Raw genomic sequence first — 13,559 nt, 5'->3', positions numbered from 1 at the left:
TGGAAACACTTATTTATAGATATCAAAAATGACTATGATCACTATGTTAAAAAAACTATCCTTTATTTTATTATTATTCTGTTCTTGCACAGACACAACCACTCCAATTGTTATTAGAGAAACCGTCACTGAAGCAATGGTAACAGAACAAGAAAAATTATGTCCAGATAAAGATGAAATTAAAACTATAGAAAAAAACATCAAAGCTTTTATTGACACCACTAGTGTTATTGTAATAAAAACGAGATTAAAAGCCAATTTAGATTATTATTTAAATAATAAAGACACCATCATAAAAACGCTGGCGTATTATGAAAAAAGTCAAGATGACGAGTTTAAAAGTATAACCAAGTTATACTTATCTGATGAAGAAAGATATAATGACAATGAAAACATGTCCATAAAACTAGTCAATAACAATCATATAAAATATAGAGACACCGTACAAAGCGGCACCTATTTTAATCAAATTTTTAAAGAACACAAATCCGCTTTAGAAACTAGAGTAAGAAATAATGGTACTACTGTCTACAAATTTGAAACTGAGCAAACGATTCAACCGCATTATTACTTAAATTTTGATTCTGAAAAGGAATTAAGAATAATGAACATTTACTATCACGATGGTACTAGTAACGACACTCCAACTCCTATTGAGCCGTATTCATTTCCTCTAAACTCTATTCCTGTTGACCAAATGAAACATGTTGATAGTCTACAAATGGAATTTAAAATCATGTATTTGTCCAAAATTGATTCTATTCATTTTAAAAAGAATGAAATAGGTGTGCAAAAAGGGCCTTTTAAACTCCTTAAAATGTCAGACAACTATTTAGAATACGAAACACCTGATGACTATTACCCTTATCACAAAGGCTCTATTATTGAAGAAGTTTATTACAATAAAAACGAAAAAGTTTTAGATACCAAATTTAGCATCAGTAACTGCTCCACCAAAACTACAGAAGAAAAATACGAACAACAATTATATTATAAGAAATCATATTCCGAGTACTTAAATAGCGTAAACACAAAAGAGCAACTCTTTTTGACTTTAAAATATCTTGATCTCAAACATTATAATGCCGCATTAAAAGAAACTAGAAAAACTAAAATAGCATTAAAAGGAAATGCCGATTCGTTTACATTATATTTAGAAAACAGAAGAGATACTATTACCTTTTTAACGACACTTAAAAATACGTCTCCTGCAAAAAACTTATACTTACATAAACTAGAAGACACCACTGAGTTTATTGACAAAAACGGAAAAATAATAACTGCTATTCCATCACCTATTAATTTTCTATATTCAGGACAATCACATACACATTCTGATCATTATTTTTTCACAGATACAAAGGACATTAAAGACAGAACATATTATTACATTAATCAAGAGCAACAAGTCGTTTCTAAACTCCCCTATTCTCAGATGGATTTTTTAACGCCATCACTACTACAAGTTAGAGAAAACGACAAGGCTGGTTTTAAATTTTTATCTACCGAAAAAAATCAATTATTGTCAGACAAAACATTTACCCGCTCGTTTATTATGCGTTATACAGGTGAAGGTATTAGTGTGCACAACGACGAAGGCAACTACATGCTCTATGACCAAAACAATACCTTAATCACCTATGATTCCGGAAAAATCACAAAAATAACACTGAAAGAGATGTTATAAATAATGCATTAATAACCGCTAGATACAAAGGGATAAAAGTTTTTTACCCCAAGTACTTAAGCTGTTTTTATATAATTAAAACGGAACGCTTATCACATGACTAATGATGCATGTGTGTGTGTGTGTGTGTGTGTGTGTCTCTACTACTCCTTTTTATCTGCCACGTAAAGTACTTCACCCGTTTTATCTATATAATTTTTTTTAGGGTTTCCATTGACATCATGTATTGATGCGACACCATTAAAAAACGGTGAAGCATTAAAAAAACGAGGTTTTATAATATAATCCCCTTCCTTATTTATATAACCTAAATTATAGGTATATTCTCCTGTTTTGACACCAACAATAGCAATTCCATCGACAAAAGGTCGAGCTGAACTAAACTTAGGGGCAATAACTTGCTTTCCTTTTTTATCGATGTAACCAAATAAAACGTCTCCGTTTTCTTCTTCTCGACCATTTCTAATACCTACAGCTGCTAATCCTTCGTTAAAACCTTCAGCATAATCGTATGACAAAGTAATCACCCACTTTCCTTCTTTGTTTATAAATCCTTTTTTATCTCCAAAATAACTAGCGACTGCAAGTCCCTCTTGAAAAGGTTCTAATTCTGCAAATTCAAAAGGAATAACTATTTCATTTAATGTATTTATCATTCCCTTTTTATTGTAACTTTTATCGACAATAGCGTAACCCTCTATAAACGGTTCAACTTCACGGTATATTAACGGGATAACCTCATTACCTGAGCCATCAATAAAACCCCACAATCCCTCTTTACTGACTGCCGCATAACCTTCAAAAAAATCTTCAACCTTATCATATTTAGGCGTTACGATATAGTCTCCTTTTTTATTAATAAAACCATACTTATCATCAATCTTTACTGCTGCAAAACCTTCAAAAAATGCCTTAGCCTCATCAAATTTTGGTTCAACAATTACAGTACCACTTTTATCTAGATACCCATACTTTTGTTCGTACGGATCTTGACTAAAAACAACCATCCCATCACTAAAATGAAATACATAACCATATTGTATTGGGATTACAACATCTCCCTTGGTATTTACAAAACCGTACTTACCATTAAGTCTCACACTTGCTAAACCATCAGTAAAATAACGGACACGATCGTATATAAAACCTGTAAGCTCTTCTCCTTTTTCATCTATAAAACCATCTTTCCCGTTAAATCCTACACCAATAACTCCATTGGAATACCCTTCAAAATCATCATATATTGGGTCAATGACCATCTCGCCTGAGTAATTAATAAACCCCAATAGCCCATTTACCTTTATAGGAAGAAGCTTATTTTCATTGTTTTCACAACTTAATAAGGAACTTAAAATGATAACACACAGTAGAATTCTAGTCATAAACATGCTTTTATTGTTTTCAGTAAAATGCAAACATAAAAAATAATGTTTTCATTCTATTACCTCTTAAACTATTCTATTTGAGTTAATATTTTTAATTAATTAGGATAACTTATCATTAACTCTGTTTAAAACTATTCGGTTTTTCTAATTTAAAAATTAACTTTGCAGAGTAGAATTAATTAATCATATTCCTCCAACACTACTATAAAACCCATAACACTATGCGCCCTAAAACACATTCATTATATGTTTGATGCCACTTTATATAACCAACACTTTTAGTCAAGAAGTAATCAATCATAATTTCTATCAAGCGTATTATCCTAACAAAACACCAGACCAAACAGGGTATTATAACAAAGGTAAAAAAGAAGGGACTTGGAAATCTTACGATACTGCAGGTAAACTTATAAATGAAACAGAATACAACAACGGAACACCTGTAGACTAATACCAACTAAATATTAAAAAAAAGGAACCTATCAGAATGAACTATCACAATAAAAACTTTAAGCCAATTACCAATTCTGACAACGCAGAAACCTCCGTAGAAACCATTTTTAAATATAAACAAAATGGGACTATTTTGACAGACAAGTATAGCGGTGGACAAATTGCAGAAGGTCATTTAATAGGGATCGTAGATCAAAAAGGAGCTATAGATATGCGTTACCATCAGATTAATATAAAAGGCGAATTAATGACAGGTGTGTGCCAATCTCAACCGGAAATCATGACAAACAGAAAAATCAGACTGTATGAAAACTGGACATGGACCTCTGGTAATCAAACAAACGGAACATCAATTTTAGAAGAAATATAAATACATTATGCTAAATAATAAAATACAAATAACTGGTTACCTTACAATCCTATTTGGACTTTTTTCAATAGGTGTTTTTTGTCAAACAGACTATCAAATCACAGGCTTTTCAGAACACTACACAGGACTACTGACTATCGACAAAGGATTTGAAGAGGACGTTTTTAAAAAAGGGAGTATTTCAATTTTTAAAACTGGTACTACAAAAAGTATAATTACTATCCATTCGGAAGAATTAACCATAGACTTGGATACTGATAATAACAGACAAACTAATGTTTTAGAAATTCCTTATGGCAATCAAAGTATTATAATAGCTAAAGATTTCAATTTTGATGGTCTCCCAGATTTAGCGATTATGGATGGTCAATATAGTTGCTATCATGGGCCTTCTTTTCAAATATACCTTCAAACAGATGATAATTTAAAACATAGTCCCGAATTCACAAGATTAGCACAAGATTACTGTGGGATGTTTTTTATGGATTATGATAGTCAAACAATCCATACCTCAACTAAAAGTGGGTGTTGTTGGCATCAATATTCAGAGTTTAAAGTGGAACAAAATAAACCTGTTGTCATAAAAATTGAAGAAATCGGATTAAGCGCCGATGGTATTTTAGAAGAACATTTAGAAAAAACTAGAGTTGGCAATCAAATGGTCGAAAAAAAATACAACTCTTTAAGTGATGATATAGATATTATTTTAATCTACGATTTGACTTTTAAAGACGGAAAGAAAATGGAACTATACCACGCCAAAGCCTATCAAGAATTTTTACTCTACACCTTTAAAGCCAAAGACGAAAACATTGAATTAGCTTACACCGATCAATTTGTTTTTGATAAAAACAAAAACACGTTAACCTTTACTAATCAAGATGTAACCTACCAGATCTACAATGGCGGTATTATTATAAGCACACCAAAGCAAAAAATCGACCTTAAAGCAGAAAGCATCGAAGAAAACACCTCACTGTCTAGTTTATCTGAGTTATCCTTGAATAATTTAATTGTAGAATAACCCAACTTGTTTTTCAGATTTTAATTAACCACTACTAAATGATCTTATTTAGCAAACAAGTGATACCGAATTAAAACAGCTAATAGTCATGAAAATCATATTAAAACACGTTATATTTATTAGTCTTTTAATCATAATTGTGTCATACGGCTACAAACAAGAAGACATTAAAAGAGTAATTAACACTGCTAAAAGCAAAACTTTACAGCCCAATAATCAAACATCAAAAAAGAAGGAAGTCGCCGAATTATTTACTCATAATCTAAAAAATGGACACAATTTAGTTAAACTAATGGACGACAATTGGACGTTACTATATTATGCTGACGATAGATGTTCGGGAAGTACCGAAGGTGAGAAAATCAATTTATCAAAACCTGAAATTGACAAAACGATAATTATAAATGTAAAAAATGATAGTGAATATGCGTGGGCCTGTGACAAAAGAGCACCATACTATTATGATTTTACTTTTGATTTAAACAAACAAATTGAAAACTGGGATAATTTTGAGTTACAATCTAGTGACTACTCCGACTCGCCAAAAAAAGAAAAAGACGTGTTTTATATTTTGGGAGCTGGCGATTCTGACTATATCAAACTCACTATTGGAGCAAAAAACTTAATTACAAAGTTAAAATATAGTAGTATAGACCCAGGATAACACTTCCCTAAAAAAGAAAATGTACACGTCATAACGGTTTGCTGTTAAAACCAGCGTTTAAAAGAAATAAAACAATGACTAATATTACTAGAAGCTCAAGTAAAAAATTAAGGCAACAAACTCATCGTACATTATAAACAAGAACAATTATAGAATATTTGAATTCAAAAAAACAAAAAATATGGGATTTAACATTGCGGGATTATTAATAAAAGGTCAAACGGATGACGCTCAAATCAATTCTCTTTTAGAAAGTAAAATAGCGTTTTACAAAACGGTTAGTTTTGAAGAAGCGACAAGCAGTCTACGAGACGATAACACGGTAGACATTTTACAAACAAAAACAGGGACATTAATAATTACCGAACTCGGCCAAATTTATGATATTTCAACTTTTGAGAAAGACATTATACAATTCATGATTTCTGATGTATCAGACACTTACTATTTCGAAAAATACACAAATGGAAAATTAGACAGAAAATACATTTATTCTCAGGGAGAAATTCAAGAAAATGAAGGACAGGGCATAATAAAAGAGGACGACGATGTTTTAGATTTGATTTGGGAATTTACTGATGTCTTTTTACAGAATGATTTTATGGAAAATAGGTTTGAACAAAAATTTAAACGTTATAAACTATAACAAACACTCCGCATTAAAAATCAAACCCATTAAGATATATTTTATCTATAGAACAAACTCATCAATCTAATTTACCATTTCTAAAAGAATTTGAACCAAATCAATAGTATAATTGGTTACACCTTGAGACATTTAAACAATCGACGCAATCTGTATGATAGATTTAAAATCACTACATTCATACTACAAAATAACACAAAATGAAAACAATAGAAACCAAAATAGTTTATAATAGAGCCGGCTTCATTAAAAGAAAAACAACTTTCTTGACGCTATTCCTCTTTTTAAACATGCTTTTTGTAAGCACTATAAATGCACAAACGTATACTGGGGATATTCATTTTAAAAATCAAACTGACCTAAATAAAGCCTTTAGTGCAGGCGGAATTTTAGAACACATTTCTGATATAAAAGGCACTCTTTTTATTGGAGATAAAACCAATGGTAGTGATATCACAACAATAACAGCACTCTCTAAAGTTAAAACTATATCGGAAGACTTATATATTATTAGTAATTTAAAACTGAAATCCTTAAAAGGGTTAGAAGCGCTTGTTAAAGTTGCTAATATAGAAGTTTCAGCAAATATCTGTTTAGAAAATCTAGAAGGCTTAAATAATTTAAAAACGGTAGAAGAGTACTTTAGAATAGCTCATAATAGTGCGCTTCTTTCTTTTAAAGGCTTAACCAATTTACAAACCGTTGGTGAATTTGAGGTGTTTTTAAATAGCAAATTAAACAATTTCGAAGGATTAGAACAACTAACAACCATAACAACAAATTTAACTATTGATGATAATGCCGAATTGTTAAGCATAGCCGCATTACAAATTAAGTCGGTTGGAGACGTCCTTAAAATTTCTGGGAATCAAAAATTAAAAACATTACAAGGTTTAGAAAAAATAACAACCATAAAAACATTAGTCATTAATGACAATAACAGCCTTAGTACTTTACAAGGGTTAGAACATTTAAAAAGCATCAATAACGGCGCTTTAATACGAGGTAATGATGCTTTAAAAAACTTAGACGGACTACAAAACTTAAAAACACTAGGGGCTTATTTAGACATTTGGTCAAATAATAGTTTAGCATCATTAGATGCATTACAAAACATAACTAAAATAGGAGGCGAATTACATATTGCCGATAATAAAGCATTAACCACTCTTGATGGTTTAGAACTTTTAAAAAGTGTTGGCAGTTTAAGTATTAGAAATAATTTAAAACTAAATAACTACTGTGCCATTACAAAATTATACAATATTACTGCTAATAATGCAGATGATTCAAAAATTGATTTTGAAATTAAATATAATAACTACAACCCAAGTTTAGAAGATCTTCAAACTAAAAAATGCACTAAAAACTAGACTAAAATATTATTGCAACACCACCTATCATTAACTACTAACTCTAATCTAATTAAGCATACCATACGGATATACTCTATCTACAATTCATTTACTAACTTAATTACTATATTAGGAAGCAAACCTGCTTAAAAAGCGCACCTAAAAAAACCAAACTAATGAAAATATCTTTTGCTTATAGAACAGCTTACCAACCAAACTTGCGCTTTCTAAAAGAATTTGAAGCACTATCAATATACGATTGGTTTATTCAAAATTGGGAGGCTTTAAATTCTGACGACTATTCTAAAGTTTTAGGTACAGAAGTGTACGGGTTCCCTATTGATATAAAAATTGAAGCAGTCGAACAGAAAAAACCTTCCTTTTTAAGTCAATTATTTAATAAAAAAGACACTAATATTAGTAAGAACAATCTAAGCCCTAAAAAGCCGGAAGATTTTAAGGCTTTACTTAAAATATTAGAAGAAGGCGTTTACTGTAATGAAATTACAGGAGATAAAAACTGCATTAAAGTCGCCACAGATGATGACGAAATCGAATTAGGATGGTTCGTTTTTACAGAGGACTACAGCTTAAAAAACAAAGAAAAAGTAAACCTCTGGTTTAACCCAATTTTACCAACTTCTTTTGGAACACAAGGTATTAAACTAAATCAAGAGGTTCCTGTATTAGATATAAAAGGACAGCATGAGGGCTGCACTTACTTCCTGTCCTCCCCGATTTATGATGGCTCAAATCTTGAAGATATGACGGTTACAAAGATTGAAGGAATTAGATTAAATAACCTCTTAGATTATTTAAAAACCAATCCTATTAATAAAATTGAAGACGTATTATATGCTATTGACGAATTAAATTATTTAAAATTTATTGCACAACAATTAGATAGCAATGACTTAAAAACAGTTTTAGAAACGTTTGCCAGCCACCCTATAACAGAACTTCAAGACATAGACTTCAAAACACATACGCTTTCCGACATTAAGCAAATGGAATTAGAAAATAATCCTGAAAAAAGCAAGGTCATACTAAACAATCACTCAGCAGAAATCTCAGTCAATTCCATCGGAGAATTTTATAATTATTTTTTGTTTATCGATGATTTATGGATTGAAAAAAATGAAACCTTAGCAAAATCAATACTCTATTTTGGTACACATTGGGATCTGTAAACCCCCTTAAATAAGACCTATTAATAATCCAACTTACAAAAACAAACAAAGCAATAAAAAATGGCGCTAATTGACTTAATTTTTGGTAAAAAAAAGACAATAAAACATCCAACATTAGGGGTTTTTCAGAGTGAAAGAATAAAAGGAAATAATCAAACTAAACATTACACCTGGTACGGGAAATTAAATTTAGACAACAAAGCTCCAGAAACAACGGTTATATTAGAAGGAAATAACGCCAGTCCTTTTACTAATCATTTAAATTTTATTAGTCAATTAAAAGAGCACTGGTTTAGCAAATATTTACCTGAAATTGACAAAAAAATCACCGAAAAAGGGATTGATAAAAGTGAAGAATACGCCAACTGGAAAAAGACATTTTATTTATCTGCTATATATGCTGCAAATGACAAAAGCCCTGAATTTGAATTGACCTTAGACCCTTTAGATAAACAAAAAATAAATTCGATCGGAATAGTATTTAAAAACAATATCATTTCAGAAATTGAAAAATATGACTAATTTAACCCATTTCGCTTGATTAAATTAAAAAACTAATTTTGCTTAACAACAGCTTAAAAACCCTAAAGTTGACCATCCTAAAAAGACTTATGATAAATAAAATTTCAGTAATACTATTCTTCTTTTTTTCAATAGTAGGAACAGCTCAAAATGATATAAATATAACACCAGAGCATAAAACAATTGACTCTCTCAAGCTGCAGTTAAAAAAAATAATTAACAAAATAAACAGCCGAGATAAAGCAGAACCTAAACACTTTACCTCAATTCGCGAAGGCAAAACGGCTGCCATTACATATCGTACTAATTTATCTAACGAATGTGGTTTATTTGTAAATCAAGTCATCCAGAAACATGGATGGCTTTCTATACCTAAAGTCGGTAAGACTGCTAACAAAAACTTTGGTTTGCTTATTAATTTTGCTCATGATTCCATAAAAACAAAATACAAATCAATCATAAAAACGTCTGTTTTAAAAGGAGAATCTGATCCTTTTGATTATGCCAAATTAATAGACGGTTTATTAGTTTATAATGGAAAATTACAAGTCTATGGCACTATACTAGGTCCTGACCCGTATTCTGATGAGTTTAAAATGAGAGTTTATGATATTTCTGAACCAGAGTATGTTAATCAAAGAAGACAAGACATTAATTTAAACCCTATTGAGGACTACCTCAAAAAGTACGATGTTGAATGGGACATCCCTCAAAAAAAGAAATAACGATCACCCATAATATTATAATAAACGACCATAACTGGATTACGAAACGACACAATGAACCTATTTATACATTTTATTAAAAGAGTTTTAATTGTAGCCATTCCTCTTGTATGCTTATACTTTTTTAGTATGTATTCTATTGCAGAAAACAATAAAAAACTACATAGAGGTGACGTTGGCTTAGGGTTAGCAATACTTTTATTTTTTATACTAGCGATTTTACTTATTGGTTTTATCATTGACTTAATTTATAGACTTCGCCGAAAACAATATAAAATTGCTTGGACAAATGTGCCTTTTCTTTTGCTCTTCTTAATACCTATTTCCTATATTCATTGTCAAATGGGCGGTTGTTGTGATACATTTTGCGAATGGTTTATTACTCTTTTTTAAATTAACAAACGATGAAAAACCTATTATTCCTATCTATTTTTATACTATCAACCGGTTGCTCAAAAAACAAATCGAATACCGTTTTAAATAATTTAAATAAGACTAACACAGTACTGCAAAGTATTGTGCATTCCCCTTATAAAACATTTTTCAATACGATTAGAATAAATGGTTTAACGGACACGATACTTGTTCAAAACAGAACTAAAATCTTTGGTTGTGGTACCGCTAAGATTAGTTATAATCAGGAGTTAAAAGAAAAAGGATTACATACATTCTATGAAAAACATGGTGCATTATTAGACCATCAAGAATTTATTCATATGTTTGAAAAGAATCATAATGTTACCATTTTATGGATTGACCCAGGTAATGAAGGAGAGCTTTTTCAGTTAGACGATAGCCTCTTACACAAAAACATAAAACTTGAAAAACATGTAATTGAATCTAAACCATATCTTATTTTTAATGACACTCCAAAGTCATTAGATAGCTTATCGATTACGGTATTAATTCAGTATAAAAATCCAAAAACAAAATTGCTTAAATCTTTTGATTTATCTGCAGATAAAAATGGCTGGAAGATTGATAAAATGGATTAAGTAGTTAAAGCAAATTAAAAATAGTAGAGTTTAAAAAACCTTGTTGAATAATAAAAAAAAGCATCACTTCCTTAAGAACTACTCCGCTTCCAACATAGTCATAAACGCTGTAAACTCTGTTTTAAACGCCGTAAACTTATCGCCTGTTGCAGGACCATTAAATCCCGTGTGGATTTTACGGACTTTACCTGATTTATCAATAAAGATAGACGTTGGATAGCTTAAAATTTGATTTAACATGGGTAGTTTCTCGTTAGCTTTAGATTTACTTGTAGTACCTGTTTGTGCCAACAAAATAGGATATGTAATATCTAATCGATCCTTTAAGCGCTTAATAAAACTAAAGGCTTTGTCTTCCGTTTTGGCATACTCAAACGCTAAGGCTACAAACTGAATAGCCTTATCTTTATTAGCCTTATAATACTGTGTGTAATATTTACTTTCGTCTAAACAATTAGGACACCATGTTCCCATAATTTGAACGACTACTACTTTATTTTTAAAACGATCGTCTGTTAAAGAAACTAGATTACCGTCTGTATCTGGAAATGTAAAAGCCACGCTATCATAGCCTTCTTTTAAAAAGGTTAAATCGTTTGCATTTGCTAATTCATAATTGTCATTACGTTTAGCCGTAAACGGTTCTTGCCAATGGTTACCAGAATAAAACTGTCCATTTATAGTACTGTCGGTTACTGTACCAGTAAACAAAAAAGCATGGGCACCATCAAAGGTTGATAATTTTAGCTGATTACCATCAACAATACCTTCAAGGTAACGGTAGTCTCCAGTTTCGGTTAAAAAAGTCCCTGTTACGCTATTGTCTTTTTGCTTAAAGACACCTTTAGCAACATACCTATCAGCGTCAGTATTTGGACTAAACACCGTTTCCCATTGTCCTGTAATATTACTTTTTGATGTCTCAGTAGTATCAAATCTAGTCTCTTTTTTAGAGGCAGTAAACGCTTGCACTCTTCCTTTTTCAGGAACTACAAAACGCCCATTTAAAGTTTGATTTTTAATTTTTGCGATTAGCATCCCTTCAAATACAGGAAGTTTAATATAAACAGAATCCTTTTTATAACTAATCTCATCGACAGCAATAACTTCTTCAGCATTATAAATCTCTAATGTATTAGCGTCTTTTACTTTAAAAGTGAATGGCAGAAATGTTGTATCACTGACTTTTAATTCCCCTCTATAATTCCCAAATGTTAAAAACTCAGTTTTATTTTTATCACAAGAACTTAGAGTAATAGCAATCAATAATAGGGCAATATAACGCATGACAATCTTAATTTTATTTTAATATTAATCGTAATATCGCCAAAATACTTACAAATAAAAAGACATTGCGTTAACAATGTCTTTTTTAATGATATTTAAGAGTAAAACTTATTCTTTCACTTCTTCAAGTTTAGATAATGTTTCCTTTCTTAATTCTATTTGCTCCTTAGTTCTTTTAACAGAGTTTTCATGCTTTGCTAATTTTTCTTCTACTTTTTTAAACGTTGCTTCACGTTTAGCAATCTGTTCTTCAGTTACCGTTCCTTCTGCTTTTTGCGCTTCTAATTTAGCTTTGGCTTTAGCCAATCTTTCTTTTCCGTTTGTTATTAACTGATCACTTTTGGTTAGACGCTCATTACTTTTAGCCATTCTAGCTTTAACAGTTTCTAAACGTTCTTTCTTATACGCTTCTTTATCTCCTTTGTAAGCTTCACGCTCTGCTTTAAGCGCTTCACGTTTTTCCGATAAATCTGCACGTTTCGCGGTTTGCTTTTCTTTCATAGCACCTTTGATTTCTGCCTTTTCCTCTTCCGTAGCGTTTTTCATTTTCTCTTGCATTTGCTCACGCTCCTCCTTCATATCTTCTTTAAGCTCAGCTTTTTCTCCTTTTAAGGTCTCACGCTTATCTTTCAAGTCCGCTTTCTTGTCCTGCATTTCTGCTTTCTTCTCTTTTAACTCAGCTTTTTTCTCTTCTTTTTCAGCGTGCATTTCAGCTTTTTTATCGCTTACCTTCGTTTCTACTTCCTCTTTAACTTCCACTTGTGCAGAAACTGATTGCTGACTATTAAATACAAATAACCCAGCACATACTACTATTACTTTTAAATGTCTCATTTTAGTTTTCGTTTTCGTTTTCGTTTTCAAGTTCATTTAATTCATTTTCTAAATCGTCAGCTTCAACTTTTAATTCGTTTGTGATGCTATCAGTTTCAACTTCAATCGTTTCAATTTGCTCAGTTGCTTTAAGTGTTGCTTCATCCTTCTTAGTATCTCTACAAGAAGCTACTGAAAACAATAGGACAAGTAATGCTATTTTAAAAATAGTCTTCATAATTCGTAAATTTTATTAATTAGTAACTATCTATGTTACGTTGAAACAGCTCCAAAAGACTTAGGCACCTAGCACTAATCCAATATTTATCGTTTAAATACATATTTAGTCGTCGTAAACCACTTTTTAGAGTGGAAATCATCTAAATTTTTAATATTTAACGACATTAAAAAATGAAATAAAAGCTGTTTTTTAAATCACAAAA

Annotated in this window: 16 protein-coding genes; 12 read left to right on the top strand and 4 right to left on the bottom strand. The window is 30.9% G+C overall.

Features of this window, described 5'->3' with window-relative positions:
• The first annotated feature begins 43 nt into the window (after positions 1-43).
• Positions 44-1,687 (top strand): hypothetical protein, encoded by a 1,644-nt coding sequence (locus tag E9099_RS13260; protein ID WP_136584034.1) that lies wholly within the window; start codon positions 44-46, stop codon positions 1,685-1,687.
• Between the two features lie 143 nt (positions 1,688-1,830).
• Here E9099_RS13260 and E9099_RS13255 read toward each other — a convergent pair whose 3' ends face one another.
• Positions 1,831-3,069: a WG repeat-containing protein gene (locus tag E9099_RS13255; RefSeq protein WP_168800754.1), complete on the bottom strand. Its 1,239-nt coding sequence runs from the start codon at positions 3,067-3,069 to the stop codon at positions 1,831-1,833.
• A 256-nt stretch (positions 3,070-3,325) separates the two neighbouring features.
• On the opposite strand from E9099_RS13255, the gene E9099_RS13250 reads away from it, so the two are divergent.
• From E9099_RS13250 to E9099_RS13200, 11 genes are all read left to right on the top strand, one after another.
• A complete protein-coding gene (locus E9099_RS13250; RefSeq protein ID WP_136584032.1) occupies positions 3,326-3,523 on the top strand; it encodes a hypothetical protein in 198 nt (65 codons plus the stop codon).
• Positions 3,524-3,559: 36 nt separating this feature from the next.
• Positions 3,560-3,895, top strand: coding sequence for a n-acetylglutamate synthase (locus E9099_RS13245; protein WP_136584031.1), 336 nt, complete (start codon positions 3,560-3,562; stop codon positions 3,893-3,895).
• Positions 3,896-3,902: 7 nt separating this feature from the next.
• A complete protein-coding gene (locus tag E9099_RS13240; RefSeq protein ID WP_136584030.1) occupies positions 3,903-4,919 on the top strand; it encodes an XAC2610-related protein in 1,017 nt (338 codons plus the stop codon).
• Between the two features lie 88 nt (positions 4,920-5,007).
• Complete coding sequence (locus E9099_RS13235; RefSeq protein WP_136584029.1) at positions 5,008-5,583, top strand: hypothetical protein; 576 nt, start codon at positions 5,008-5,010, stop codon at positions 5,581-5,583.
• A 181-nt stretch (positions 5,584-5,764) separates the two neighbouring features.
• The gene (locus tag E9099_RS13230; RefSeq protein WP_136584028.1) at positions 5,765-6,229 is read left to right on the top strand and encodes a hypothetical protein; all 465 of its coding nucleotides are present in this window, start codon (positions 5,765-5,767) and stop codon (positions 6,227-6,229) included.
• 200 nt (positions 6,230-6,429) lie between these two features.
• Entirely contained in the window at positions 6,430-7,602 is a 1,173-nt protein-coding gene (locus E9099_RS13225; protein WP_136584027.1) for a hypothetical protein, read from the top strand.
• Between the two features lie 158 nt (positions 7,603-7,760).
• Entirely contained in the window at positions 7,761-8,774 is a 1,014-nt protein-coding gene (locus E9099_RS13220) for a hypothetical protein (RefSeq protein ID WP_136584026.1), read from the top strand.
• Positions 8,775-8,834: 60 nt separating this feature from the next.
• On the top strand, positions 8,835-9,296 hold the full coding sequence (locus tag E9099_RS13215; RefSeq protein ID WP_136584025.1) for a hypothetical protein: 462 nt from the start codon (positions 8,835-8,837) through the stop codon (positions 9,294-9,296).
• An 89-nt stretch (positions 9,297-9,385) separates the two neighbouring features.
• Positions 9,386-10,021 carry a DUF6624 domain-containing protein gene (locus tag E9099_RS13210; protein WP_136584024.1) on the top strand — a complete coding sequence of 212 codons (636 nt, stop codon included), beginning with the start codon at positions 9,386-9,388 and terminating at the stop codon, positions 10,019-10,021.
• Between the two features lie 129 nt (positions 10,022-10,150).
• On the top strand, positions 10,151-10,414 hold the full coding sequence (locus tag E9099_RS13205; RefSeq protein WP_136584023.1) for a hypothetical protein: 264 nt from the start codon (positions 10,151-10,153) through the stop codon (positions 10,412-10,414).
• An 11-nt stretch (positions 10,415-10,425) separates the two neighbouring features.
• Positions 10,426-11,016, top strand: coding sequence for a hypothetical protein (locus tag E9099_RS13200; protein ID WP_136584022.1), 591 nt, complete (start codon positions 10,426-10,428; stop codon positions 11,014-11,016).
• Positions 11,017-11,094: 78 nt separating this feature from the next.
• Here E9099_RS13200 and E9099_RS13195 read toward each other — a convergent pair whose 3' ends face one another.
• The 3 genes from E9099_RS13195 to E9099_RS13185 all read right to left on the bottom strand — a co-directional run bounded on the left by E9099_RS13195 (position 11,095) and on the right by E9099_RS13185 (position 13,354).
• The gene (locus tag E9099_RS13195) at positions 11,095-12,303 is read right to left on the bottom strand and encodes a TlpA disulfide reductase family protein (RefSeq protein WP_136584021.1); all 1,209 of its coding nucleotides are present in this window, start codon (positions 12,301-12,303) and stop codon (positions 11,095-11,097) included.
• A 108-nt stretch (positions 12,304-12,411) separates the two neighbouring features.
• Positions 12,412-13,137: a hypothetical protein gene (locus E9099_RS13190; RefSeq protein WP_136584020.1), complete on the bottom strand. Its 726-nt coding sequence runs from the start codon at positions 13,135-13,137 to the stop codon at positions 12,412-12,414.
• A 1-nt stretch (position 13,138) separates the two neighbouring features.
• Positions 13,139-13,354, bottom strand: a complete 216-nt coding sequence (locus E9099_RS13185) for a hypothetical protein (protein ID WP_136584019.1) — start codon at positions 13,352-13,354, stop codon at positions 13,139-13,141.
• Positions 13,355-13,559 lie beyond the last annotated feature (205 nt).

Source organism: Psychroserpens sp. NJDZ02, from assembly GCF_004843725.1.
GTDB lineage: Bacteria > Bacteroidota > Bacteroidia > Flavobacteriales > Flavobacteriaceae > Olleya.
The sequence above is the reverse complement of the archived record's forward strand: the minus strand, read 5'-3'. Positions and strand labels throughout refer to the sequence as shown.

Bases quoted from the DNA above. Each gene is read 5' to 3' on its own strand.
- E9099_RS13255 (WP_168800754.1), bottom strand. From the start codon at position 3,069: ATGACTAGAATTCTACTGTGTGTTATCATTTTAAGTTCCTTATTAAGT.
- E9099_RS13205 (WP_136584023.1), top strand. From the start codon at position 10,151: ATGTATTCTATTGCAGAAAACAATAAAAAACTACATAGAGGTGACGTT.
- E9099_RS13190 (WP_136584020.1), bottom strand. From the start codon at position 13,137: ATGAGACATTTAAAAGTAATAGTAGTATGTGCTGGGTTATTTGTATTT.
- E9099_RS13230 (WP_136584028.1), top strand. From the start codon at position 5,765: ATGGGATTTAACATTGCGGGATTATTAATAAAAGGTCAAACGGATGAC.
- E9099_RS13220 (WP_136584026.1), top strand. From the start codon at position 7,761: ATGAAAATATCTTTTGCTTATAGAACAGCTTACCAACCAAACTTGCGC.
- E9099_RS13210 (WP_136584024.1), top strand. From the start codon at position 9,386: ATGATAAATAAAATTTCAGTAATACTATTCTTCTTTTTTTCAATAGTA.
- E9099_RS13260 (WP_136584034.1), top strand. From the start codon at position 44: ATGTTAAAAAAACTATCCTTTATTTTATTATTATTCTGTTCTTGCACA.
- E9099_RS13185 (WP_136584019.1), bottom strand. From the start codon at position 13,354: ATGAAGACTATTTTTAAAATAGCATTACTTGTCCTATTGTTTTCAGTA.
- E9099_RS13250 (WP_136584032.1), top strand. From the start codon at position 3,326: ATGCCACTTTATATAACCAACACTTTTAGTCAAGAAGTAATCAATCAT.
- E9099_RS13200 (WP_136584022.1), top strand. From the start codon at position 10,426: ATGAAAAACCTATTATTCCTATCTATTTTTATACTATCAACCGGTTGC.
- E9099_RS13225 (WP_136584027.1), top strand. From the start codon at position 6,430: ATGAAAACAATAGAAACCAAAATAGTTTATAATAGAGCCGGCTTCATT.
- E9099_RS13245 (WP_136584031.1), top strand. From the start codon at position 3,560: ATGAACTATCACAATAAAAACTTTAAGCCAATTACCAATTCTGACAAC.
- E9099_RS13215 (WP_136584025.1), top strand. From the start codon at position 8,835: ATGGCGCTAATTGACTTAATTTTTGGTAAAAAAAAGACAATAAAACAT.
- E9099_RS13235 (WP_136584029.1), top strand. From the start codon at position 5,008: ATGAAAATCATATTAAAACACGTTATATTTATTAGTCTTTTAATCATA.
- E9099_RS13240 (WP_136584030.1), top strand. From the start codon at position 3,903: ATGCTAAATAATAAAATACAAATAACTGGTTACCTTACAATCCTATTT.
- E9099_RS13195 (WP_136584021.1), bottom strand. From the start codon at position 12,303: ATGCGTTATATTGCCCTATTATTGATTGCTATTACTCTAAGTTCTTGT.